Genomic DNA, 21448 nt, shown 5'->3' with positions numbered 1-21448 from the left:
GGCTTAGAGCCAGCGGACCATCCGCAGCCACGCCACCAGCCCGACACCGAGCATGCCGGCGAAAAAAGTCACCGCCCAGAAGCCGTTAGGGTCCTGCGCCCCGGGAATGCCTTCGACGTTCATGCCCATGAACCCGGTGATCAGCGTCAGCGGTGCGAAGATCACCGTCACCGCCGCCAGCACCAGCATGGAGCGGTTCATCTGCTCGGCGCGCCGTTCCACCATCTGGTCGTAAATCACGGCCGCCCGGTCGCGCACCGAATCCAGTTCCTCGGCGAAACGCGTCACCCGGTCGGCCGCCTCGCGCAGCCGGTTGCGGTCGCGCGGGGAGAGCCATTCGGCATCCTCCAGCGAGAAATGGTTCAGCGCCTCGCGCTGCGGAGCAATATAGCGGCGCAGGATGATGGCGACGCGCCGGACCTCGGAGACCTTCGGGCTCAGATTGGAAAGCGTGGCGCTCAGCACCTGCTCCTCCAGTTCGTCCGCCTGCTCCGCCAGCGCGGTGATCACCGTGTCCATGCGGTCGACCAGGCGCATGGAAAGGTCGGCGACAAACTCACCCGGGGTGCGCGGCGCCCGCCCGCGATGAATGGCGTCCTCGAAATCGCCCACCGCCGACAGCGCCCGCCGCCGCACCGAGACGATGCGGTGCGGCTCCACCCAGAAGCGGATCGAGTGCATCTCGTCCGGCAGCGAATAGGGCATCAGATTGATGCCGCGCAGATTGAGAAAGGCACCATTGTCGAACAGCGCGCAGCGCGGGCGCGTCTCGGCGGCGGCCAGCGACTCGAGGATCGACGGGTCGATGCCGCTGCCATCCGCCAGCCAGTTGTGCCCATGGCGGTGCTCCAGCTGCTGCAGGTTGATCCAGTCGAACCCTCCCCCGGAAGGCGGCCCGCTCAGGATGTCCTCCCAGCCGATCCGCCGCGCTCCGCCGGCCCCATCGAAGCTCCAGGCGGAAACGAGACCTTCCTTATCGTAATCGGGCAACGTTCTCGCTCCTCGTTTCCGGAATGAATGCCGGATGAACGCACGGATTGGAATGCGTTCAGTTTGATGAACCTTTTGCAACAGCCGGTTCAGTTTGGGTTCGGCAAGGGGCGACTAATGTGGCGTCGTCGAAGGCCTTCCGGCCCGCGAGCGACCCCGCAGAGTTCATCCGAGGATTTCGCCATGATCCGCTTCACCAAGACCAGCAAGCTCGCCGCGCTCGCTCTCGCAGGCGCTACCCTCCTCACCGCCGTTCCCGCCGCCGCCGATGGCTGGCGTGGCCCGGGCTGGCGTGGCCCCGGCTGGGGCGGTCCCGGCTACTATTACGGCCCGCGCCGCCACAATAACGGCGCCGCGGTCGCCGCCGGCATCATCGGCGGCCTCGCCGTCGGCGCCATCGCCGCCGGCGCCGCCAACAACTATTACCGCCCGAGTTGCTGGATGGAGACGCGCACGCTCTACAACAGCTGGGGCCAGCCCTACTACCGCGACGTCCGGGTGTGCCGCTGACGATTGTGCCGCGGGGTTCGGCGCGCCCTTTCCTCCCAGGGGGCGACGAACGGCCGGGGGCGGCGGAGCCATCCGCCGTCCCTCGCCGATTCAATAGGTTGCCGGCTGGGGCACGACCTTGACGATGCCGCTACGGTCGAGCCCCTGCAACGCCTCTTTTACCGCCACGCCGCCGACGACGAAGTCGGGCGCCAGTTCGCTCAGCGGAATCAGCGCAAAGGCGCGCTGCATCATGCGCGGATGCGGGATTTCGAGGTCCGGTTCGGCGATCGTCTCGTCGCCATAGAGCAGAATGTCGATGTCGATGGTGCGCGGCCCGAAGCGCACCTCGCGGCTGCGGTCGCGGCCGAAGGCGTGCTCGACGCCCAGCAGCATGTTGAGCAATTCCCGCGCCGAAAGCTCGGTCTCCACCGCCACCACCATGTTGAGATACGGCCCCTGCGGCACCGGGCCCCAGGGCGGGGTCTCGTAGAGCGAAGAGCGGGCGATGATCTTGAGCCCCGCGCGGGCGATCAGTCCCACAGCCTTCGCCATGGTCCCCGCCCGATCACCGAGATTGGAGCCGAGGCACAGATAGGCGACGCGCTTCTCGACCTTGCGCGGCCGGCGGATGAAGAATTCGGGAGGCAGCCTAGGAGGCATTCCGGATCGCCTCCGTCACCCGCACCGCCTGCACATGCGCCGCCACGTCATGCACGCGGATGATGGCGCAGCCGGCCAGAATCCCGATCACATTCGAGGCGATGGTGCCCGGCAGCCGCTCGGCCGGCGTAGCCTCGATCACCTTGCCGATCAGCGATTTGCGGGAAGTGCCGAGCAGCAGCGGGAAGCCGAGCCGGCTGAAGACCTCGAGCGAGGCCAGCGCCTTGAGATTCTGCTCGAAGGTCTTGCCGAAGCCGATGCCGGGGTCGAGGCTGATGCGCTCGGGGCGGATGCCGGCGCGTGCCGCCCGCTCCAGTGACTGGTCGAAGAAGCCGAGAATGTCGGCGACGATATCCACATTCGGGTCGACGCTGGCGCGGTTGTGCATCGCCACCACGCCGGCGTCATGGGCGGCCGCCACTCGCGCCATCTCCGGGTCGCCCATCAGCCCCCATATGTCGTTGACGATGCTCGCCCCGGCCTTGAGCGCGGCGGCGGCGACCACAGCCTTCTGGGTATCGACGGAAATCGGCACCGGCAGTGCGGCAAGCGCCTTCACCGCCGGCAGCACGCGCGCCATCTCCTCCTCGGCCGGCACCGGCGTGTGGCCGGGCCGGGTCGATTCGCCGCCAATGTCGAGAATGTCCGCTCCTTCCGCCACGAGGCGATGCGCGTTGGCGAGGGCGTCGTCGAGCACAGCGCTTCGCCCGCCATCGGAGAAAGAATCCGGCGTCACGTTGAGGATGCCCATCACCAGTGTGCGGCCGGCATAGTTCAGCCGGCGGCCGCGCGCCTCGAAGATGCGCTGGGTGGGCGGAGTGAGAGGAGCCATCTTGTTCCCGGCGTTGCTGTCTCGCCTCCAAATCGCCCGCCGCTACGCGGAACGCAAGCGCCTGCCGTCAAAACCATGCAGCCCGTCACGGCCGGGACGAGCCCGGCAGTGGCCGCCATCTCCATCGCCCCCGCTTGCCGAACCGCCCTCGCCTGCGCTCTAAAGGAGGCATTGCGAGCGTGCGGGGGAGACGGCCATGTCCGGGGACGTTGACGGCAGGATTTTTGTCGGCCGAAGCACATCGGGCGATGGCGGCCGATCCGAAGGCAAGCCCGAATACCTCACGCTCAAGCTCGCCAACCGGCACGGCCTCGCCACCGGCGCCACCGGCACCGGCAAGACGGTGACGCTGCAGACGCTGGCGGAAGGCTTCTCCCGCGCCGGGGTGCCGGTCTTCGCCGCCGACATCAAGGGCGACCTCTCCGGTGTCGCCATGCCCGGCGAGGGGCAGGACTGGATCGTCAAGCGCTGCGAGGAAATCGGCGTCGACTATGTGCCGGACGAGTTCCCGGTGATCTTCTGGGACCTGTTCGGCGAGCAGGGTCACCCGGTGCGCGCCACCGTTTCGGAGATGGGGCCGCTGCTGCTGGCGCGGCTGATGAACCTCAACGACGTGCAGGAAGGCGTGCTCAACGTCGTCTTCCGCATCGCCGACGAGCAGGGCCTGCTGCTGCTCGACCTCAAGGACCTGCGCGCCATGCTCGCCTTCGTGGCGGAGAACGCGGCCAAGCTCACCACCACCTATGGCAATGTCTCTCCCGCTACCGTCGGCGCCATCCAGCGCTCCCTGCTGGTGCTGGAAAATCAGGGCGCGGACAAGTTCTTCGGTGAGCCGGCGCTGAAGATCAGCGACATCATGCGGGTCGATCGGCGCTCGGGCTACGGCACCATCTCGCTGCTCGCGGCCGATCGGCTGATGGGCTCGCCCCAGCTCTACGCCTCCTTCCTGCTGTGGCTGCTGTCCGAACTGTTCGAGGAACTGCCCGAGGTCGGCGACCCGGACAAGCCCAGAGTGGTGTTCTTCTTCGACGAGGCGCATCTGCTGTTCGACGAGGCGCCCAAGGCGCTGCTGCAGAAGGTCGAGCAGGTAGTGCGGCTCATCCGCTCCAAGGGGGTGGGCGTCTATTTCGTCACCCAGAACCCGCTCGATGTGCCGGAAAGCGTGCTCGCCCAGCTCGGCAACCGCGTGCAGCACGCGCTGCGCGCCTTCACCCCGCGCGACCAGAAGGCGGTGAAGGCGGCGGCCGACACCTTCCGCCCCAACCCGAAGCTGGACACCGCCCAGGTCATCACCGAGCTCGGAAAGGGTGAGGCGCTGGTCTCGACACTTGAGGGCAACGGCACGCCCTCCATCGTCGAGCGCACGCTGATCGCCCCGCCCGCCGCCCGGGTCGGACCGATCACGCCGGAACTGCGCAAGGTCGCCATCGCCCAGAGCCCGGTACGCGGGCTCTATGACGAGACGCTGGACCGCGAGTCGGCCTATGAGATGCTCGCCAAGCGCGCCGAGCAAAGTTCCCCCGCCGAGGGCGCGCCAGCGCCGGCGCCCACGCAGGCCGATGCCGCCGGGGGCGGGGGATGGTTGTCCGACACCCTAGGCGGACTCTTCCGCCGCGGTCCGCGCGGCGGTATGAGCGTCGGCGAGAGAATGGTCAACCAGGTGACGCGGCAGGTCACCAACGAGGTCACCAGGGCCATATTGCGTAACGTTCTCGGCGGTGCCCGGCGGCGGTAAGCTCCCGGCACACCCTCATGGCCGGGCCTGACCCGGCCACCCGGCCCTTGACTAAGGCGCAAGGTATCTGGGTCCCCGGGTCAAGCCCGGCGATGAGGCGGAAAAGGCCTTCCAGAAAACGACAAGGATTCCGGCCATGGCCGCTCTTACCAAGACAGACCTCGACCGTGTCCTCGCCACTGTCGACGCCGACCTCAATGCCAGCATCGAGCGCCTGTTCGCCTTCCTGCGCATCCCCTCCATCTCGACCGACCGCGCCTATGCCGCCGAGTGCCGGCGCGCCGGCCAGTGGCTGGTGGACGACCTCGCCTCGCTCGGCCTGTCGGCAAAGCTCAACGACACACAAGGACACCCCGTCGTCACCGGCACCTCCACCGGCAGCGCGGCGCGGCGGGTGATGTTCTACGGCCATTACGACGTGCAGCCGGTCGACCCGCTCGACCTGTGGGAGAGCCCGCCCTTCGAGCCCCGCATCGTCGAGAACGCGGACGGTGTGAAGCGTATCGTCGCGCGCGGATCGGCCGACGACAAGGGCCAGGTGATGACCTTCGTCGAGGCGTGCCGCGCCTTCCTGCGCGCCACCGGCCGCTTGCCGGTCGAGGTCACGCTGGTGGTCGAGGGCGAGGAGGAGAGCGGCTCGGCCAATATCGGCCCGTTCCTCCATGCTCACAAGGACGCGCTGAAGGCCGACCTCGCCCTCGTCTGCGACACCGGCATGTGGGACCCGCAGACGCCCTCCATCATCCTGTCGCTGCGCGGGCTGATGCATGACGAATTTGTCATCCGCTGCGCCGACCGCGACCTGCATTCGGGCTATTATGGCGGGGCCGCCGCCAACCCGCTGCACATTATCGCGAAGATCATCGCCGCCGTGCACGGACCGGACGGGCGCATCGCCATTCCCGGCTTCTATGACGGCGTCGTCGAGCCGCCCGACTACGCCCGCGAGGCGTGGTCGAAGCTTGACCTGACGCCGGCGAACTTCCTCGGCCCCATCGGCCTCGCCAACCCGATCGGCGAAAAGGACCGCCTGCTCATCGAGATGATCTCCTCGCGCCCGACCTTCGAGGTCAACGGCCTGTGGGGCGGCTACACCGGCGAAGGCTCGAAGACCGTCATCCCCTCCATCGCCACCGCCAAGATCTCCTGCCGGCTGGTCGCCAACCAGGACCCGGTGCAGGTTCGCGACGCGGTGCGGGCGTTCGTCCGCGCGCAACTGCCGGATGACTGCACGGTCGAGTTCCTCGGCGGCGAAGGCAGCGCGGCGGTGGCGGTGCGCCATGACAATCCCGACCTTGCCAAGGCCGCCAGGGCGCTGGAAGCCGAATGGGGCACGCCGCCGGTCACGGTCGGCGAAGGCGGCTCGATTCCGGTGGTCGGCCAGTTCAAGAAGGTGCTCGGGCAGGACACGCTGCTGGTCGGCTTCTCGCTGGACGACGACCGCATCCATTCGCCGAACGAGAAATACGACCTCACCTCGTTCCACAAGGGCATCCGCAGCTGGGTTCGCATCCTGGCCGCGCTGGCGGAGTAGCGGACGCATGTCGCATCACTGGACCCGGACCTGGAGCTTCTTCAACGGCGAGTGGCAGGAGGGCAACATCCCGATCATGGGTGTGCGCACCCATGCCGCCTGGCTCGGAACCTCGGTGTTCGACGGTGCCCGCGCCTTCGAGGGGGTGGCGCCGGACCTCGCCCTGCACTGCGAGCGGGTGAATCGCTCGGCATTGGCGATGGGGCTCAAGCCTCTGGTCTCGGTGGAGAAATGGGTCGAACTGACCCATGAGGGGATCAAGCGTTTCGCCCCCGGCGCCGCGCTCTACATCCGCCCGATGTACTGGGCGGAATATCCCGGCGCCCGCACGGTCGATGCCGACCCCGAATCCACCCGCTGGTGCCTCAGCCTTTATGAGGCCGGCATGCCGAGCCCGGACCACGGCACCGCGATCACCCTGTCGCACTACCGCCGCCCGACCCTCGAATGCGCCGTTACCGACGCCAAGGCCGGCTGCCTCTATCCCAACAACAGCCGGGCGCTGGTGGAAGCGCATCGGCGCGGCTTCGACAATGCCGTGCTCTGCGACATGCTGGGCAATGTCGCCGAACTCGCGACCGCCAACGTGTTTCTGGCGAGGGACGGCGTCGCCTTCACTCCGGCACCGAATGGCACGTTTCTGGCCGGCATCACCCGTACCCGCACGCTGAACCTGCTGCGCGAGGCGGGAGTCGAGGTGGTCGAGGGAGCGCTGACCTGGCGCGATTTCCTGGAGGCGGACGAGATATTCTCCACCGGCAACTATTCCAAGGTCACGCCGGTGACGCGGATCGAAGACCGCGACCTCCAGCCGGGGCCGGTCTTTCGGCGCGCGCGCGAACTCTACTGGGAGTTCGCCCATTCCTGACTCAAAAAGGCCCCCACCGGATGGCGGGGGCGATTTCTTTGCCCGAACGAGGCTATCCCGCCTCGTCATGCGGCGCAGCGGTCACATCTTGAAGCGGCGGGACCACTCGTCGACCTGGCGGTTGGCTTCGTCCTTGGCGAGGCCATAGCGTTCCTGCAGAACCCCTTCGAGTTCCTCGCGCTTGCCATGCAGGCGATCCAGGTCGTCGTCGGTCAGCTTGCCCCATTGCTGGCGCACCTGACCCTTGACCTGCTTCCAGTTGCCTTCAATCCGATCCCAGTTCATGGGGGTCTCCTGTTGAAACAACGTCCCTGCCTCGTCAGGCAAAGGCTCGGCTGCTAGCATCATTCCGACAACGCGCAGGCCCCCGTTTTGATCCACGCCGCCCCGCTTCCCGCGCTCGACGAACTGGTCGACGGTGTCCGCCAAGGGCACCGCGCCACGCTGGCCCGTGCCATCACGCTGGTCGAATCGCGCAAGGCGCAGCATCGCGCATTGGCTGGCGAACTGCTGCAGGCGCTGCTGCCACATCAAGCTGCACGTCAAGCTGCAGGAATCCGCGTCGGCATCACCGGCGTGCCGGGGGTGGGCAAGTCGACCACCATCGATTCGCTCGGCTGCCATCTCCTCGCGCAGGGCCACCGCGTCGCGGTGCTGGCGGTCGACCCGTCCTCGACGCGGACCGGCGGCTCGATCCTCGGCGACAAGACCCGCATGGCCCGCCTGTCGATGGATGAGCGCGCCTTCATCCGCCCCTCGCCGGCCGCCGGCACGCTGGGCGGGGTCGCGGCGCGCACACGCGAGACCCTGCTGCTGTGCGAGGCAGCTGGCTATGACGTGGTGCTGGTGGAGACGGTGGGCGTCGGCCAGTCGGAAACCGCCGTGTCCGACATGACCGACACTTTTCTCGTGCTCATGCTGCCCGGCGCCGGCGACGAATTGCAGGGCATCAAGAAGGGCATCATCGAACTGGCCGACATCGTCGCGGTGAACAAGGCCGACGGCGCCAACCTCGCCCGCGCGCGGGCGGCGGCGAGCGAATACCGGGCGGCGCTGCATGTTCTGGGCGGGCGCGAGCCGTTCTGGAGCACGCCGGTGCTCACCTATTCCGGGCTCACCGGCGAGGGTATCGAGGCGCTGTGGGCGCAGGTGCTCCTGCATCGCGCGCGCAGCGAGGCCGCCGGCGCGCTGGAGGCGCGGCGCAGCGCCCAGCAGGTCAAATGGATGTGGACCCTGTTCGACGACCGGCTGCGCGAGCGGATGCGCGCCGAGCCGGCACTTCGGGCCCAATGGCCCGCCATCGAGCGCGCCGTCGCCGCCGGCACCCTCTCGCCGACGCTCGGCGCCTCCCGCATCGCGGCGCTTTTGGGCTGGCCGGAACTTTGAGCCGGTGAACTCCCAAAAAAGCCGAAATGATGGAACAATATTGCAAAGTTGGGCAACGGGACGGCGGTCGGCGCCGCACAGGCAGGTTCGACCGAAGGGGGCTACGTTATTACCATGGGGGATCAGCCCACGCTGTCAGGCCGGCGCGTCTTCATCGTCGAGGACGAAACGTTGGTAGCCATGATGATCGAGGGCATGCTCGAGGAACTGGGCGCCACCGTCGTCGGCAATGAATCGCGTTCGGACGACGCGCTGAATTTCGTCGCTTCGCGCCATGGCGAGATCGACGTCGCCATGCTCGACCTCAATCTGGGTACCGGGCACAGTTACGCCATCGCCGAGGCGATTGCCGGCCACGGCATCCCGATCGTGTTCTCCACCGGCTATACGGACGGCGCCATCGATGCCGCCTGGCGCTCCTGGCCAGTGCTGAACAAGCCGTTCCAACTCGCCGACCTGCACGGCGCGCTCGCGCGCGCGCTGGATGCTCGCGCGGCCTGATGCCGCTCGGGCGGACACCGCGCCTTCTCGTCACCGGCTTCGGCCGCTTTCCCGGCATGCCGGCCAACCCTTCCGCCGTGCTCGCGCGGCGGCTGGCCCGCAGCCACCGGATCCTCGGCGCCCGCATCGAGGCGCGCGTGCTGCCCACCCGCTGGGACGAGGCGGCGGCTTTTGCCGCCACACTCGACCGGCTGGCGCCCGACATCGTGCTGATGCTCGGCGTCGCCGCGCGGCGCCACCACGTTTCAATTGAATGCGTGGCGCGCAACGCCACCGGCGTCTTTCCCGACGTGGCGGGCCGCCGGCCGGCCTCCCGCCCGCTGGAACCCGGCGCCCCGGCGCAACGGGCGCCGAGTGCCACCCCGGCGACGCTGCTCGCGGCGCTGCGCGGGGCCGGCGTGCCGGCGCGGCTGTCGCGCGAGGCGGGTCGCTATGTCTGCAACGCACTGGCCTGGAGCGGCTATGGCTGGGCGCGCTCGGGCTCCCGGACCGATGGCGGCCCGCGCCTCGTCGTGTTCGTCCACATCCCCCTGCCGCGCCCCGGCGCCCTCTCGCAGGCACGCCTCACCCGGGCGACGGAAGCGCTGTTGCGCGCACTGCTGGCGCAATACCGGCAGAGCGGCAGAAGCCTCTGAACGAAAAGGCGGACGCCACGGTGGACCGTGGCACCCGCCAAGACAGCGCGGACGCCAGGCTAGGGCGTCTCGACCGTGATCTTGATCGAAGCATACCACGCCGCGAGATCGGCGATGTCGGCGTCGGACAGGCCCTTGGAGACCACCGTCATCATCTCGTTGACGCGCTTGCCGGAGCGGAAATCCTCCAGCGCCTTGGCCAGATAGATTTCCTGCTGACCGGCGAGATTGGCGGCCGTCGGCAGCTCGGCGATGCCTGCCTGGCCATGACAGACGGCGCATTGGACGGAAGCCTTGGCGCGGCCGGCCTTGACGTCCTGCGCCATGGCCGGGGCGCAGGCCAGCGTCGCCGCCGCGAGCAGCGATACTGCGGCGGACAGCGACAGACAGATGGTTCGTTTCATCAGGTGTTCCCGGCAGAAAGGGGAGAACCGCCCCCGCACCACGTGGCGCGGGGGCGGCAGGCGCTCACTTCTCGTAGGAGATGCGATAGATCGCGCCGGAGGTGTCGTCCGCCACCAGCAGCGAGCCGTCATTGAGCTGCGCCACCGAGGCCGGACGGCCGAGATACTCTCCGTTCGACAGCCAGCCCTCGGCGAAGGGCTCGGACTTGGCGGCGGTGCCATCCTCGTTCAGCGAGGTGAACATCACCCGCGCGCCGACCGGCGTGGTGCGGTTCCACGAACCGTGCTGCACCGAGAAGATGCCGCCGCGATACTTCGCCGGGAACTGCTTGCCGGTGTAGAAGGTCATGCCGAGATCGGCGGCATGGGCCGCCATCTCGACCTCCGGCTTCACCGCGTCGGCCGGCGGCGTCTGGTCCTTGTATTCGGCCGTGCGGACCGAACCGCCGCCGAAATAGGGAAAGCCGAAGTTCTGGCTGGCCTTGGTGGCGCGGTTCAGCTCGCCGGGCGGGATATCGTCGCCCATGCCGTCGACCTGATTATCGGTGAACCACAGGGTCTTGTCCTTCGGGTTGAAGTCCATGCCCACCGAATTGCGGATACCCCACGCAAAGACATCGCGATTCTTGCCGTCGCGATCCATGCGCACAATGCCGCCGATGCCGTTCTTCTTGTAGAGGTCGTACTTCTCCGGCGCGAACACGTTGAAGGGATTGCCGAGCGTTATGTAGAGCTTGTCGTCCGGCCCGATGCGGCAGACGCGGGCGGTGTGATTGTAGGATTCCTCACTGGGCGGGATAAGCTCGCCCTGCTTGACCACCTCGAAGGCGGCGACATCCGGCCCCTCGTAGAAGAACTCGGCCGCCGGGAACAGCAGCACCCGGTTCTGCTCGGCGATGAACAGGAAGCCGTCCTTGGAGAAGCACACGCCGTGCGGCAGCTTGAACTGGATCGACGGCGCGAACACCTTCACCTCGTCGGCGACGCGGTCCTTGTCGCGGTCGGTGACGGCCCATACCTTCGACTTGCGGGTGCCCACGAACACAACGCCGGTGGTCGGGCCGACCGCCATCTCGCGCGCGTCCGGCACGATCGCGTAGAGCGCGATCTTGAAGCCGTCGGGAAGCTTGATCCCGGCAAGCGTCTTGTTGAACGCATCGACGCGCGGGCCGGTCTGCGGCACGGTCTCCATTTCCATGGAGGCGCCGGTGGTCTGGAAGTTGGAGAGCTTCTGCATATTGTCGGTCGACTGGGCATAAGCCGAAGCCGACACCATCACTGCGCCCGCGAACATGGTGGATGCGAGCAGCGCAGCGGAACGCTGGCCGCGTCGGAAAATAGACATGGGGTTCCTCCTAGACATGCCGGGCCTCGCTCGGGCCCGTTGACGGCGGCACGCTAGCATGACGCTCCGAAACGTTAAGTCAGCAAAGCTGGCGTTTCCTCGCCTAAATCAACGTAGCGGCCAAAAATTATTACCACTTCTGAAAATGTAGCACTCAAATACTACATTATGCATAACTATATTGGATGTTTCATCTTTTATAATGTATTATAAAATCACGCATTGATGCGCGGCACGTGCAGCCGGCCGCCGGTGCCTGTTAAATCCTTGTTGCGCGAATCCTGCTAAGGGCTTCAAGGCATAAGCCCTGCCACGCCGGACCTGCCCGTGACGATCTATCTGCCGATAGCGGAACTGCCGGTAAACGTGTTCACGCTCCTCGCGCTGGGGATCGCGGTCGGGTTCATCTCCGGCATGTTCGGCGTCGGTGGCGGATTCCTAATGACGCCGCTGCTGATCTTCCTCGGCGTCCCCCCCGCCGTCGCGGTGGCCAGCGTTTCCACCCACATGGCCGCCTCCTCCTTCTCTGGAACGCTCACCTATCTCCGGCGCAAGCTGGTGGATGTGCGGCTGGGGCTGGTTCTGCTGGCGGGCGGCCTTACCGGCACGCTGGCCGGCGTCGTCACCTTCATGCTGCTGCGGCGCCATGGCCAGCTCGATCTGGTCATCGCCGTGACCTACATCGTCTTGCTGGGCACCATCGGCTCGCTGATGGTGGCGGAGAGCCTGCGCGTCCTGCTGCGCGAATGGCGCGGCGAGAAGGCAAGCGTGAAGCGGCCCGGGGCGCATCCCTGGTTCCTGCGCATGCCGTTCAAGATGCGCTTCCGCCAGTCGCGCATCTATGTGTCAATCATCCCGGTGGTGACGATCGGCTTCGCCATCGGCTTTCTCGGCGCGCTGATGGGCATTGGCGGCGGCTTCATCCTGGTGCCGGCGCTGATCTACCTGTTGCGCGTGCCCACCCTCACCTCCATCGCCACCGCGCTGATGCTGACGCTGGTGACGATGACCGCCGCCATCGTGATGCATGCGGTGCTCAACCAGACGGTGGACGCGGTGCTCGGCCTGGTGCTCATGGTCGGGGGCACGATCGGGGCGCAGTTCGGCGCGCGCGCCGGGCAGGCGATGCGGGCGGAGAGGCTGCGCCTGCTGCTCGGCCTGCTGGTGCTCGCCGTCGGCATCCGCGTCGCCATCGACCAGATCGTCACCCCGGCCGACCTCTACGCCGTCTCGATCGACGAGGCGGCGCGATGAGACGGCTCGGCGCGCCTCTCCTGCTGCTTCTGCTGGCCCTGTCCGGCGCCGAGGCGCGGGGCGCGGAGCTCGTGCTGTCGCTGTCCAAGGCCCGCGTCACCATCACCTCGAACTTCACCGGCGACACGCTGGTCCTGTTCGGCGTCATCGCACCCGGCGCGGCGTCGGCCGGCACCGGGACGCCGGACGTCATCGTCACCGTGCGCGGGCCGAGCGAGAGCTTCACCACCTGGCGCAAGGAGCGATTTCTCGGCCTGTGGGTCAATGTCGACAGCCGCAGCTTTCTCGCCGCGCCGGCCTATCTCGCCGTGCTTGCCAGCCGCGCGCCGGCGCTGATGGCGACCCCCGACATTCTGCGCCGGGAACAGGCCGGGCTGGACAATAACCGCCTGCTGCAGCGCATCGGCTCGGACTATGCCGACGTGGTGCCGGAAGATCCGTTCCGGCAGGCCTTCCTCAGGGTGAAGCAGGCGCAGGGACTGTATTTCGAGCGCCCGGCCGGGGTGGAGTTCATCGCCCCGAACGTGTTCCGCGCCTCCATCCCGATTCCCGGCTCGGCGCCCATCGGCACCTATGAGGTGGTGGTGAAGACCTTCGCCGACGGCGCGCTCGTCGCGCGTGGGACGCTCGGCTTCGAGGTGGCGAAGGTCGATTTCGAGCAGACCGTGGCCACCGCCGCGCAGAACCATCCCTGGCTCTACGGGATCGTCACCGCCCTGGCCGCCCTGTGCGTCGGCTTCATCGCCAATATCGTCTTCCGGCGCGACTGAACCTTACACCACCGGCTCCGGCGCGAAGGCGATTCCCGCCCGCTCCAGCGCCCGCGCGGCCTGTAGCGCCACGTCCTCGCGCCACGGCGCGGCGATGAGCTGCACGCCGATGGGCAGCCGCTCCCCGGTCGGGACCGGCACGGCGGCCACCGGCAGGCCGATGAAGGAGATCGGCTGGGTGTAGATGCCGATGTTCGGCCGCACCAGCATTTCGCGCCCGTCGAGCACGAACGTCGTCTGCCCGCCGCGCGGCGCCGGCACCGGCGTCGCCGGCGCGATCAGCACGTCCCAGTCGGCCAATAGCGCCAGAGCCCGCTCGCGGAACCAGCGGCGGAAGATCTGCGCCTTCGCGATCCACGCCGCCGGCAGCACCGAACCCGCCAGCAGACGCTCGCGCACCGCCGGGTCGAAATCCAAAGGCCGCGCGCGCAGCCGCCCTTCATGCAGCGCCGCGCCTTCCGCCATCGAGATGAGATACGCCGCCGCCCGCGCCCGCTCGACCTCGGGAAGCTCCACGCTGGCCGTGGCCCCCAGCGCCTTCGCCGCCCGCGCCACCGCCGAATAGGCCTGCGGCGTGCCCTGCCGGGCGAACCAGCCGCCCAGCACGGCGACCTTGAGATCGCCCGGCGCGTCGAGCGCCGGCAGGGTCGGCGCGAAGGGCTGGTCGGCAAGCGCGGGATCGTCCGCGTCTGGCCCGAGCAGCGTGTCGTAGCAGGCGGCGAGATCGCCGACATGGCGGGCGAACGGCCCGAGATGGTCGAGGCTGGCGACGAAGGGAAAGCTGCGCGCCCGCGACAGCCGTCCATAGGTCGGCTTCAGCCCGAAAATACCGCAGAAGGAAGACGGCACGCGGATCGAGCCATTGGTATCCGAGCCGAGCGCCAGCGGCACCAGCTTGCCGCCCACCGCCGAGCCCGAGCCGCCCGAGGAGCCGCCCGACATGTGCGCGGGATCATGCGGGTTGGCCGAGCGCCCATCATGCAGGTTCTCGCCGGTGAAATCATAGGCATATTCGCCCATGTTCAGCCCGCCGAGGCACACCGCCCCGGCCGCAGTCATCCGCTCCACCAGCGTCGCGTCGCGCAGCGCCGGCGCGCGGTCGCGGTTGATCTTCGCGCCCGCCCGCGTCGGCAGGCCCTTGAGGTCGAACAGGTTCTTCACCGCGAAGGGCACGCCGGCCAGCGGCCCGAGCGTCATTCCCGCCGCCCGCGCGGCGTCGAGCGCGTCCGCCTCGCCCAGCGCTCTTTCGCGGGTGACATCGGTAAACGCGTTCAGCACCGGATCGACGGCCTCGATCCGTGCCAGCGCCGCCTCGGTGACGGCGCGCGCGCTCACCTTACCCTCCCGCACCGCCGCGGCGAGGTCGCAGGCGGGACCGGCGAGCAGGGCGGCGGCCTCCGGAGCGTCAGCCATGGCGGCGCTCACGGCCGGTAGACCGGGGCCGGCTCGGCCTCGTCGGGAAGCGGGAAGTCGGCGACCAGCGCGGCCATCGCCACCGCGGTCTCCAGATGCATCAGCACGCGCGGGCGCAGTTCGGGTTCCAGCGGCAGGCCGGCCACCCTCAGGCCCGCGTCCAGAAATGCTTCGATATCCGCGCGATTCGCCGCCGCGCGCCCGGTCGTTTCCGACGTCTGCATGACGATGCCCCCTGCCCTCGCCCATTCCAGAGCGGAGATCATACAGGAAGCGTGCCACGCGCGGGCGACGGCCGATGGGGGGCACGACCGAGGTTGTCCACCCCGGTTGCGGAAGCGTGCGCGGTGGTCTTGCAAAGCGCGGGCCGCCAAAGTAGGTTCCGCGCCGTTCTGGCACGCAGCTGTAGCTCAGTTGGTTAGAGCGCCGGTCTGTGGAACCGGAGGTCGGTGGTTCGAGCCCACCCAGCTGTACCAGAACCGATCCGCGCGGTTTCCCCTCCCGCAGCACGTGACGATGCGGGCCGGGCGAAGAGAGGCGCCACCTGGCGCTCCCCAACAATCCGGGCGCTCGCCTGAGGCCAGACGCCGGGAAGCACGGCCGGACACGTCCGGTGCCGTGCTCGAAGCCCGGCGGCGCCTCAGCGCGTGTCGCAGATGTAGAGCGCCATGTCCGCCCCGGCCGCCCGCAGTTCCAGCCACACATCCGGCCGCACCCGCACCCTCCCGCCGCGCTTGCGCGCATAGGCCACCGCGAACGCATCGGAGGCGCGGACCCGTTCCGGCGAAAATGGGACGGGCGACGCCGGCGGCGGCGACACCGAACGGGGTGGCTTGGTCTTCGACGACATGGCGCGGGACCTCCTCGCTTCGAGCGAAGAGGCCCCATGCAAGTCGCCGGCCAGCCCGGTGGGGCCGGCCGGCGATGGCGATCAGGGCGCCAGCACCTCGGCGCCGGCGCTCGTCTTCGGGTAGGGCAGCTCGGTGACCAGCCGCGCCGCCGGCTTGGTCTGCGCGAACAGCGGGGCGAGGTCGATGGTGAGGTAGTTCAGCCGGTTGTCATAATCGGCGATCATCAGCTTGTTGTTGGTCAGATCCTTGACCACGATCCACTGCGTGTAGTCGGAGCCCAGCGTGCCGTCCTTCTGGTGGAACTGGGCGATGCCGATCGGGATGTCGACATTGTTGAGGATGTGGGCCACCGTCTGCGCCGCCGCGCCGACATCCTCCGGCTGCGTCGCATTGTGCCGCAGCACGGTCGCGCGGACAAAGCGCGAGGGCGGGGTGTAGTCGCCCGGCATGCCGAGCATGCCGCCGCCCTGGCCGAGTTCGGTCACATTCACATCGGCAACCTCGCGGCTCGACACGCCGACCGTCGAGAGGCTCAGATAGTTGCGGACATTGTTCAGATGCCAGTCATAGGTCGGCGCGTTGGTGAGCACATGCGCGACATTGTCGTGGATCTGCACCTCGCCGCCGACATATTCGACCACGATGCCCGCGCCGCTGCGGTCGACGAAGACGAAGTGAATGGTCGCCGGCGTCGGGCCGGTGGCGAGCGTGTCGTCCGCCCACACCTTCATCGTCTTCAGCGCCGCGCGCAGTTCCGCCACCGTGGCGAAGCTGCCCAGCGCCCACGAGCCGAAGGTGAGGACCGTCTGGTATTCCTTATCGTCCTTCGTCACCGTCTGGTACTGCGTGAAGCCGGGCAGGAAATTGCCGCTCATCGACAGGCCTTCGGAATTCTGGCCGTCGAGCAACGCCCCGCCGGGGATGATGCCGGCATTCACACCGACGACCGGGTATTTGGTCGTCACCTTGTGGGCCGGCAGGTCGAGGGCGGCCGGCGCGACCAGAGTCAGTTCGGTGCCCTTGGGCTGGCTGACCAGCTGCCATTTCATGTCGAACGCCCATTCCATGGTGCGTCCGGCGACAACGCTGCCATCCTTGGCGACGAGATCGACCGCGGTGCAGGCGAGAGACATGTTGACGGTGGCCAGCAGGGCCAGCGTGGTTGCGAGGAGTCTCTTCATCGTCTTCCTTTCGGATTTCTGAACCGTTGACCCCTACCGGAATACTGGAGCCACCGGCAGAACTGACCCTTTACAGGTTAAGATCGTCTTGCGTTTGCCCGGCGCGCGGCCGGCAGCATCGAACAGAAACCATAAAACGGGCACAGAAACACGAAAGCCCGGCGCGCGGCGCCGGGCTTTGATTTCCGGCACGGACCGCGGGCCTTAATGGGCCAGGAACAGCGGCACGGTCATGCGCTCGAGCATGTCGCGGGTGACACCGCCGAGCACGAATTCGCGCAGCCGCGAATGGCCGTAGCCACCCATCACCACGAGGTCGATGTCGCGCGCCGCCACTTCCTTCAGCAGCACGTCGGCAATGCCCTCGCCGTCGGTCGGCACCAGCTTGCGCAGTTCCACCGTCTTGTCGTGCCGCGCCAGATGGCGGGCGAGGTCGGCGCCGGGCAGGTCGACGCCCTTCTTGCGCAGCGGCTTGCCGCTTTCCACCACCACCGCCTCGACCAGATGGGCATGGCCGAGCAGCGCCCGCGCTTCCGCCACCGCGCGCGCGGAGGTGCGCCCGCCATCCCAGGCGACCATGATCCGCTTGGCCGAGAACGGTTTCTGCTGCTTGCGCGGCACCACCAGCACCGGGCGGCCGGAATCGAACAGCACCGCCTCGGTGATCACCTCCTCGGGACCCATCCGGTCCGGGTCGGCCTGGTTGACGATGGTGAGATCGTACAGCCGGGCCATTACCCCGATCTGTTCGGCGGCGCCGCCCGGGGTCCCGTCGATCAGCCGCACCTCGCCGGAAAGACCGAGCGAGCGCGCCGCCTCGCCGAAGCGCTCGACCGAGGTGCGCGCCTGGCGCTGGCTCTCCTCGCGCTGCGCCTCGATGAAATCGGTGGAGAAGGCCTCGGTATAGACCGGCGGAACGTCGATCTCGTAGCTCACCGCGACGCCCGTCAGATGCGCGCCGAGCGCAGCGGCGGCGGAGACCGCGTAGTCCACCGCCACGTCTTCCGAATTGTCCCCCACGCGAAGGCTGACGAGAATGTCCTTGATCATCTGGGTTCCTCCCCTGTTCCGGTCAAAACTTTTTTGCACGCCATGAAGTGTCGCCGCGTTGATGGCCGTCAAGTGTTTCCGCGTCTTCCATCCCGGGCAGCCGCGACCGTCGCGCATTTGCCGGGCTGCGGCTATAAGTGCTGCAACGAATGCAGGAATCTCCCCCATGGCCGCCATCGGGCGCGCGCTTGCCGTCACTCTCGTGCTGCTGGGACTCTGGGAAGGCGCGGTGCGCCTTCTTGGCGTGCCGGCCTACATACTGCCCGGTCCGCTGCGCATAGCTGTGACAGCGTGGGACAATGCCGGCATCCTCGCACACAATGCCGCGATTACGTTGGGTGAGATGCTGCTCGGGCTCGCTTGCGGCTCGGTACTCGGCATCGCCTGCGCGCTCGCCATGGCCGCCTCGCCGCTGGCGCGGCGCGCCATGCGCCCGGTGCTGCTGGTGGCGCAGGCGCTGCCGGTGTTCGCTATCGCCCCGCTGCTGGTGATCTGGTTCGGCTTCGGCCTCGCCTCGAAGATCGTGATGGCGAGCCTGATCATCTTCTTTCCCGTCGCCTCCGCCTTCCATGACGGGCTGGCGCGCACCGAGCAGGGCCTTGTCGACCTCGCCCGGCTCGGCGGCGCGGGAACGGCGAAAACGCTGCGCTTCATCCGCATCCCCGCCGCGCTGCCGGCTCTCACCTCGGGGCTGCGGGTCGCCACTGCCGTCGCGCCGATCGGCGCCGTGGTGGGCGAATGGGTCGGCGCCTCGGCCGGGCTCGGCTATCTCATGATCTATTCCAACGCCCGGATGCAGACCGACATGGTGTTCGCCGCGCTCGCCGTGCTGCTGGCCATGGCGCTGATCCTGTTCACGCTGGTCGACCGCGGGCTGACGCGGCTCGTGCCGTGGGCGCCGGAGACCGCGCCGGCATGACCCTGCATCTCTCCAATGCCGATGCCCGGCGCGTCTTCCTGGCCAAGCAGGGGCTCAGCCGGCCGCGCGGCGCGCTGACCAGGGCCGGGCTCCTCGAACTGATCGAGACCGTCGGCTTCGTGCAGGTCGACAGCATCTCAACTGTCGAGCGGGCGCACCATCACATCCTGTTCGCCCGCAACCCGAGCTACAAGCGCGCCCACCTCACCGCCCTGCTGGAGAAGGACGGCGCGCTGTTCGAGCACTGGACGCACGACGCCGCCATCATCCCCTCGGCCTTCTTCCCCTATTGGAAGCACCGCTTCGCCCGGGCGCAGGCGACGCTGGCGGAGCGCTGGCGCTCCTGGCACGAGAACGGCTTCGAGACCTATGTCGACCACGTGCTGCAACGGGTGCGCCATGAGGGCCGACTGATGGCCCGCGACTTCGAGCAGGACAGGAGCGCCGGCAAGCGCCCGGCCGGCGGCTGGTGGAACTGGCACCCGGAGAAGACCGCGCTGGAATATCACTGGCGCACCGGCGCGCTCGCCATCGCCGGGCGCGAGGGCTTCCAGAAGGTCTACGACCTCACCGAGCGCGTCATTCCCGCCCATTACCGCGCGAGCGAGGTCAGCGAGGGCGCTTTCACCGACTGGGCCTGCACCTCGGCGCTGGAACGTCTCGGCTTCGCGACCCATGGGGAAATCGCCGCCTTCTGGGACCTCGTCTCGCCGGAGGAGGCGAAAGGCTGGATCGAGGCCAATCGCGAGCGGCTGGAGCCGGTTCTGGTCGCGCCGGCCGATGGCGGCAGGCCGCGCGCCTCTCACGCCTTCGCCGGCAGTGCCGCCATCTTCGACGCCCTGCCCGCCGCGCCGGCGCGGCTGCGGGTGCTGAGCCCGTTCGACCCGCTGCTGCGCGACCGCGCCCGGGCGGAACGGCTGTTCGGCTTCAGCTACCGCATCGAGGTGTTCGTGCCGGCCCCCAAGCGGGTCTATGGCTATTATGTCTTCCCGATTCTGGAGGGCGACCGAATGGTCGGACGCATCGACATGAAGGCCGACCGCAAGGCCGGCACGCTCGATGTGCGCCGGCTCTGGCTGGAGCCGGCGGTACGCGCCTCGGCCGGACGGCTCGATGCGCTCGACGCCGAACTCGCCCGTCTCGGCCGCTTCGCCGGGGTCGAGCGCACCGTTTATCTCGACGGCTGGCGGGGGGGATAGCGAGCCCCCTTCCATCATGCCCGGGCCCGACCCGGGGACCCAGACTTTCCAGAGCGCCAACGTCGCTCGGTGCCGGGGCGGCTGGGTGCCCGGGTCGGGCCCGGGCACAAGGGCGTGGTGGCAGCCCTGCACCCGCTCTCCCGTCCATTTGCCCCGCCCTGCCGGCGATGCTAGTTTGCGCGCGTCCGAGGGGTGTCCCGCGATCGTTTCCGATCAAGGGGCTGAGATGGCAGCCGCCAGACCCTTTGAACCTGATCCGGGTCATGCCGGCGAAGGGACGGAGCGACGGCGGGGCCGCACGCGGTGCGTGACGCCCCTGCCGGATTTCCCCCGATAGCTCGCGCCGGGTCTCCAACTGGGAGGAGATCCATGTTCAAGACCATTGCCGCACGCGCCGGCACCCTGCTCGTCGCACTCACGCTCGGCCTCGCCTTTGGCCTGGCCCCCGCGGCCGCCGACGACAAGCTCACCGTACTGCTCGACTGGTACGTCAACCCCGACCACGCGCCGCTGATCATCGCGCAGGAGAAGGGCTTCTTCAAAGCGCACGACCTCGATGTGGAGCTGGTCGCCCCAGCCGATCCCTCCGCCCCGCCGCGCCTGGTCGCCGCCGGGCAGGCCGACATCGCGGTCAGCTACCAGCCGAACCTTTATCTCTCGGTGAAGGAAGGGCTGCCGCTGGTGCGCTTCGGCACGCTCATCTCCACCCCGCTCACCGCGCTGGTGGTGCTGAAGGACGGCCCGATCACCTCGATCGCCGATCTCAAGGGCAAGACGGTGGGCTATTCGGTGGCCGGGCTTGAGGACGCGCTGCTCGGCACCATGCTGGCAAGCGCCGGGCTGAAGCCGTCCGACGTGACCATGATCAACGTCAATTTCGCCCTCTCGCCCGCCCTCGTCGCCGGCAAGGTCGACGCGGTGATCGGCGCTTACCGCAATTTCGAACTCACCCAGATCAGGCTTGAGGGCAAGGAAGGCCGCGCCTTCTTCCCCGAGGAGCACGGCGTGCCGGTGTTCGACGAGTTGATCTACGTCACCCGCAAGGACATGATTGCCGACCCCCGGCTCAAGCGCTTCCTCGCGGCCGTGGAAGAAGCCACCATCTATATCCTCAACCACCCGGACGACGCCTGGGCGCTGTTCGTCAAGGCCAACCCGAAGCTGGACGACGAGCTGAACCGCACCGCCTGGACCGACACGCTGCGCCGCTTCACCCATGCGCCGGCGGCACTCGACGAAGGCCGCTACGCCCGATTCGGCGACTTCATGAAGAGCCACGGCCTGATCGACAAGGTCGAGCCGGTCTCGGTCTACGCGCCCGCGCTGCCGTAAGCCTCGCCCTGTCGTGAGCCTCCCGGGTGGCGCGTCGCGGTCAAACACGGCGCGGCGCCCGCCAAGTTGGGCCAGGCTTCTTCCGATACCCGGCCAG

Annotated in this window: 23 protein-coding genes, 1 tRNA gene and 1 riboswitch; of the genes, 13 read left to right on the top strand and 11 right to left on the bottom strand. The window is 68.2% G+C overall.

The window, feature by feature from the left end; translation table 11 throughout:
- Positions 1-3 precede the first annotated feature (3 nt).
- Entirely contained in the window at positions 4-990 is a 987-nt protein-coding gene (locus KHC23_RS02315) for a zinc transporter ZntB (protein ID WP_213368972.1), read from the bottom strand.
- A gap of 183 nt (positions 991-1173) precedes the next feature.
- Here KHC23_RS02315 and KHC23_RS02310 point away from each other — a divergent pair, with 183 nt between their 5' ends.
- Positions 1174-1500 carry a hypothetical protein gene (locus KHC23_RS02310; RefSeq protein WP_213368970.1) on the top strand — a complete coding sequence of 109 codons (327 nt, stop codon included), beginning with the start codon at positions 1174-1176 and terminating at the stop codon, positions 1498-1500.
- A 90-nt stretch (positions 1501-1590) separates the two neighbouring features.
- On the opposite strand, the gene folK is transcribed toward KHC23_RS02310, so the two are convergent.
- Both folK and folP read right to left on the bottom strand, forming a co-directional pair.
- Positions 1591-2142, bottom strand: a complete 552-nt coding sequence (gene folK / locus KHC23_RS02305) for a 2-amino-4-hydroxy-6-hydroxymethyldihydropteridine diphosphokinase (RefSeq protein ID WP_213368968.1) — start codon at positions 2140-2142, stop codon at positions 1591-1593.
- The gene (gene folP, locus KHC23_RS02300; protein WP_213368966.1) at positions 2132-2974 is read right to left on the bottom strand and encodes a dihydropteroate synthase; all 843 of its coding nucleotides are present in this window, start codon (positions 2972-2974) and stop codon (positions 2132-2134) included. The genes folK and folP overlap by 11 nt, the downstream gene beginning before the upstream one ends.
- Before the next feature lie 196 nt (positions 2975-3170).
- Here folP and KHC23_RS02295 point away from each other — a divergent pair, with 196 nt between their 5' ends.
- The 3 genes from KHC23_RS02295 (at position 3171) to KHC23_RS02285 (ending at position 7111) form a co-directional block, all read left to right on the top strand.
- A complete protein-coding gene (locus tag KHC23_RS02295) occupies positions 3171-4709 on the top strand; it encodes a helicase HerA-like domain-containing protein (protein WP_213368965.1) in 1539 nt (512 codons plus the stop codon).
- Positions 4710-4845: 136 nt separating this feature from the next.
- Positions 4846-6243 (top strand): M20/M25/M40 family metallo-hydrolase, encoded by a 1398-nt coding sequence (locus KHC23_RS02290; protein WP_213368963.1) that lies wholly within the window; start codon positions 4846-4848, stop codon positions 6241-6243.
- A 7-nt stretch (positions 6244-6250) separates the two neighbouring features.
- Entirely contained in the window at positions 6251-7111 is an 861-nt protein-coding gene (locus tag KHC23_RS02285) for a branched-chain amino acid aminotransferase (RefSeq protein WP_213368961.1), read from the top strand.
- 81 nt (positions 7112-7192) lie between these two features.
- Here the strand turns inward: KHC23_RS02285 and KHC23_RS02280 are convergent, their stop codons facing one another.
- Positions 7193-7396 carry a CsbD family protein gene (locus KHC23_RS02280; RefSeq protein WP_213368959.1) on the bottom strand — a complete coding sequence of 68 codons (204 nt, stop codon included), beginning with the start codon at positions 7394-7396 and terminating at the stop codon, positions 7193-7195.
- An 87-nt stretch (positions 7397-7483) separates the two neighbouring features.
- Here KHC23_RS02280 and meaB point away from each other — a divergent pair, with 87 nt between their 5' ends.
- From meaB to KHC23_RS02265, 3 genes are read left to right on the top strand one after another with little or no spacing between them, the layout of a single operon-like run.
- Positions 7484-8497, top strand: a complete 1014-nt coding sequence (gene meaB, locus KHC23_RS02275) for a methylmalonyl Co-A mutase-associated GTPase MeaB (protein WP_213368957.1) — start codon at positions 7484-7486, stop codon at positions 8495-8497.
- 48 nt (positions 8498-8545) lie between these two features.
- A complete protein-coding gene (locus tag KHC23_RS02270; protein ID WP_246543989.1) occupies positions 8546-8998 on the top strand; it encodes a response regulator in 453 nt (150 codons plus the stop codon).
- Positions 8998-9633: a pyroglutamyl-peptidase I gene (locus KHC23_RS02265; protein ID WP_213368955.1), complete on the top strand. Its 636-nt coding sequence runs from the start codon at positions 8998-9000 to the stop codon at positions 9631-9633. Before KHC23_RS02270 ends, KHC23_RS02265 begins: the two co-directional genes overlap by 1 nt.
- A 59-nt stretch (positions 9634-9692) precedes the next feature.
- Here the strand turns inward: KHC23_RS02265 and KHC23_RS02260 are convergent, their stop codons facing one another.
- Both KHC23_RS02260 and KHC23_RS02255 read right to left on the bottom strand, forming a co-directional pair.
- Positions 9693-10037 carry a c-type cytochrome gene (locus tag KHC23_RS02260; protein ID WP_213368954.1) on the bottom strand — a complete coding sequence of 115 codons (345 nt, stop codon included), beginning with the start codon at positions 10035-10037 and terminating at the stop codon, positions 9693-9695.
- Positions 10038-10101: 64 nt separating this feature from the next.
- The gene (locus tag KHC23_RS02255) at positions 10102-11382 is read right to left on the bottom strand and encodes a PQQ-dependent sugar dehydrogenase (protein WP_213368952.1); all 1281 of its coding nucleotides are present in this window, start codon (positions 11380-11382) and stop codon (positions 10102-10104) included.
- Between the two features lie 327 nt (positions 11383-11709).
- On the opposite strand from KHC23_RS02255, the gene KHC23_RS02250 reads away from it, so the two are divergent.
- Positions 11710-12636, top strand: coding sequence for a sulfite exporter TauE/SafE family protein (locus tag KHC23_RS02250; protein ID WP_213368950.1), 927 nt, complete (start codon positions 11710-11712; stop codon positions 12634-12636).
- Positions 12633-13406: a TIGR02186 family protein gene (locus KHC23_RS02245; protein WP_213368949.1), complete on the top strand. Its 774-nt coding sequence runs from the start codon at positions 12633-12635 to the stop codon at positions 13404-13406. Before KHC23_RS02250 ends, KHC23_RS02245 begins: the two co-directional genes overlap by 4 nt.
- A 3-nt stretch (positions 13407-13409) precedes the next feature.
- Here KHC23_RS02245 and KHC23_RS02240 read toward each other — a convergent pair whose 3' ends face one another.
- Positions 13410-14819: an AtzE family amidohydrolase gene (locus KHC23_RS02240; protein ID WP_213368947.1), complete on the bottom strand. Its 1410-nt coding sequence runs from the start codon at positions 14817-14819 to the stop codon at positions 13410-13412.
- A gap of 8 nt (positions 14820-14827) precedes the next feature.
- A complete protein-coding gene (locus KHC23_RS02235) occupies positions 14828-15043 on the bottom strand; it encodes a DUF4089 domain-containing protein (protein ID WP_213368945.1) in 216 nt (71 codons plus the stop codon).
- A gap of 175 nt (positions 15044-15218) precedes the next feature.
- Here KHC23_RS02235 and KHC23_RS02230 point away from each other — a divergent pair.
- Positions 15219-15295: transfer RNA gene (locus tag KHC23_RS02230), tRNA-His, on the top strand.
- Positions 15296-15459: 164 nt separating this feature from the next.
- On the opposite strand, the gene KHC23_RS02225 is transcribed toward KHC23_RS02230, so the two are convergent.
- From KHC23_RS02225 to KHC23_RS02215, 3 genes are all read right to left on the bottom strand, one after another.
- Positions 15460-15669, bottom strand: a complete 210-nt coding sequence (locus tag KHC23_RS02225) for a hypothetical protein (protein WP_213368943.1) — start codon at positions 15667-15669, stop codon at positions 15460-15462.
- 81 nt (positions 15670-15750) lie between these two features.
- Positions 15751-16851: a choloylglycine hydrolase family protein gene (locus KHC23_RS02220; protein ID WP_213368941.1), complete on the bottom strand. Its 1101-nt coding sequence runs from the start codon at positions 16849-16851 to the stop codon at positions 15751-15753.
- 204 nt (positions 16852-17055) lie between these two features.
- Positions 17056-17901, bottom strand: a complete 846-nt coding sequence (locus tag KHC23_RS02215; RefSeq protein ID WP_213368938.1) for a universal stress protein — start codon at positions 17899-17901, stop codon at positions 17056-17058.
- Between the two features lie 166 nt (positions 17902-18067).
- Between KHC23_RS02215 and KHC23_RS02210 the strand changes: the two genes are divergently transcribed.
- The 3 genes from KHC23_RS02210 to KHC23_RS02200 all read left to right on the top strand — a co-directional run bounded on the left by KHC23_RS02210 (position 18068) and on the right by KHC23_RS02200 (position 21351).
- Positions 18068-18820 carry an ABC transporter permease gene (locus tag KHC23_RS02210; RefSeq protein ID WP_213368936.1) on the top strand — a complete coding sequence of 251 codons (753 nt, stop codon included), beginning with the start codon at positions 18068-18070 and terminating at the stop codon, positions 18818-18820.
- Positions 18817-20019: a winged helix-turn-helix domain-containing protein gene (locus KHC23_RS02205; RefSeq protein ID WP_213368933.1), complete on the top strand. Its 1203-nt coding sequence runs from the start codon at positions 18817-18819 to the stop codon at positions 20017-20019. The genes KHC23_RS02210 and KHC23_RS02205 overlap by 4 nt, the downstream gene beginning before the upstream one ends.
- A gap of 178 nt (positions 20020-20197) precedes the next feature.
- A riboswitch (TPP riboswitch) is annotated at positions 20198-20314 on the top strand.
- Between the two features lie 74 nt (positions 20315-20388).
- Positions 20389-21351, top strand: a complete 963-nt coding sequence (locus KHC23_RS02200; protein ID WP_213368931.1) for an ABC transporter substrate-binding protein — start codon at positions 20389-20391, stop codon at positions 21349-21351.
- Positions 21352-21448: the final 97 nt, after the last annotated feature.

The organism is Ancylobacter dichloromethanicus (assembly GCF_018390645.1).
Lineage (GTDB): Bacteria > Pseudomonadota > Alphaproteobacteria > Rhizobiales > Xanthobacteraceae > Ancylobacter > Ancylobacter dichloromethanicus.
This window is presented reverse-complemented; position numbering and strand designations above follow the sequence as displayed.

What these genes read in the sequence shown, in the direction of transcription:
- KHC23_RS02310 (WP_213368970.1), top strand. Translation starts at nt 1,174, where the DNA reads ATGATCCGCTTCACCAAGACCAGCAAGCTCGCCGCGCTCGCTCTCGCA.
- folK (WP_213368968.1), bottom strand. Translation starts at nt 2,142, where the DNA reads ATGCCTCCTAGGCTGCCTCCCGAATTCTTCATCCGCCGGCCGCGCAAG.
- folP (WP_213368966.1), bottom strand. Translation starts at nt 2,974, where the DNA reads ATGGCTCCTCTCACTCCGCCCACCCAGCGCATCTTCGAGGCGCGCGGC.
- KHC23_RS02295 (WP_213368965.1), top strand. Translation starts at nt 3,171, where the DNA reads ATGTCCGGGGACGTTGACGGCAGGATTTTTGTCGGCCGAAGCACATCG.
- KHC23_RS02290 (WP_213368963.1), top strand. Translation starts at nt 4,846, where the DNA reads ATGGCCGCTCTTACCAAGACAGACCTCGACCGTGTCCTCGCCACTGTC.
- KHC23_RS02285 (WP_213368961.1), top strand. Translation starts at nt 6,251, where the DNA reads ATGTCGCATCACTGGACCCGGACCTGGAGCTTCTTCAACGGCGAGTGG.
- KHC23_RS02280 (WP_213368959.1), bottom strand. Translation starts at nt 7,396, where the DNA reads ATGAACTGGGATCGGATTGAAGGCAACTGGAAGCAGGTCAAGGGTCAG.
- KHC23_RS02265 (WP_213368955.1), top strand. Translation starts at nt 8,998, where the DNA reads ATGCCGCTCGGGCGGACACCGCGCCTTCTCGTCACCGGCTTCGGCCGC.
- KHC23_RS02260 (WP_213368954.1), bottom strand. Translation starts at nt 10,037, where the DNA reads ATGAAACGAACCATCTGTCTGTCGCTGTCCGCCGCAGTATCGCTGCTC.
- KHC23_RS02255 (WP_213368952.1), bottom strand. Translation starts at nt 11,382, where the DNA reads ATGTCTATTTTCCGACGCGGCCAGCGTTCCGCTGCGCTGCTCGCATCC.
- KHC23_RS02245 (WP_213368949.1), top strand. Translation starts at nt 12,633, where the DNA reads ATGAGACGGCTCGGCGCGCCTCTCCTGCTGCTTCTGCTGGCCCTGTCC.
- KHC23_RS02240 (WP_213368947.1), bottom strand. Translation starts at nt 14,819, where the DNA reads ATGGCTGACGCTCCGGAGGCCGCCGCCCTGCTCGCCGGTCCCGCCTGC.
- KHC23_RS02235 (WP_213368945.1), bottom strand. Translation starts at nt 15,043, where the DNA reads ATGCAGACGTCGGAAACGACCGGGCGCGCGGCGGCGAATCGCGCGGAT.
- KHC23_RS02225 (WP_213368943.1), bottom strand. Translation starts at nt 15,669, where the DNA reads ATGTCGTCGAAGACCAAGCCACCCCGTTCGGTGTCGCCGCCGCCGGCG.
- KHC23_RS02220 (WP_213368941.1), bottom strand. Translation starts at nt 16,851, where the DNA reads ATGAAGAGACTCCTCGCAACCACGCTGGCCCTGCTGGCCACCGTCAAC.
- KHC23_RS02215 (WP_213368938.1), bottom strand. Translation starts at nt 17,901, where the DNA reads ATGATCAAGGACATTCTCGTCAGCCTTCGCGTGGGGGACAATTCGGAA.
- KHC23_RS02210 (WP_213368936.1), top strand. Translation starts at nt 18,068, where the DNA reads ATGGCCGCCATCGGGCGCGCGCTTGCCGTCACTCTCGTGCTGCTGGGA.
- KHC23_RS02205 (WP_213368933.1), top strand. Translation starts at nt 18,817, where the DNA reads ATGACCCTGCATCTCTCCAATGCCGATGCCCGGCGCGTCTTCCTGGCC.
- KHC23_RS02200 (WP_213368931.1), top strand. Translation starts at nt 20,389, where the DNA reads ATGTTCAAGACCATTGCCGCACGCGCCGGCACCCTGCTCGTCGCACTC.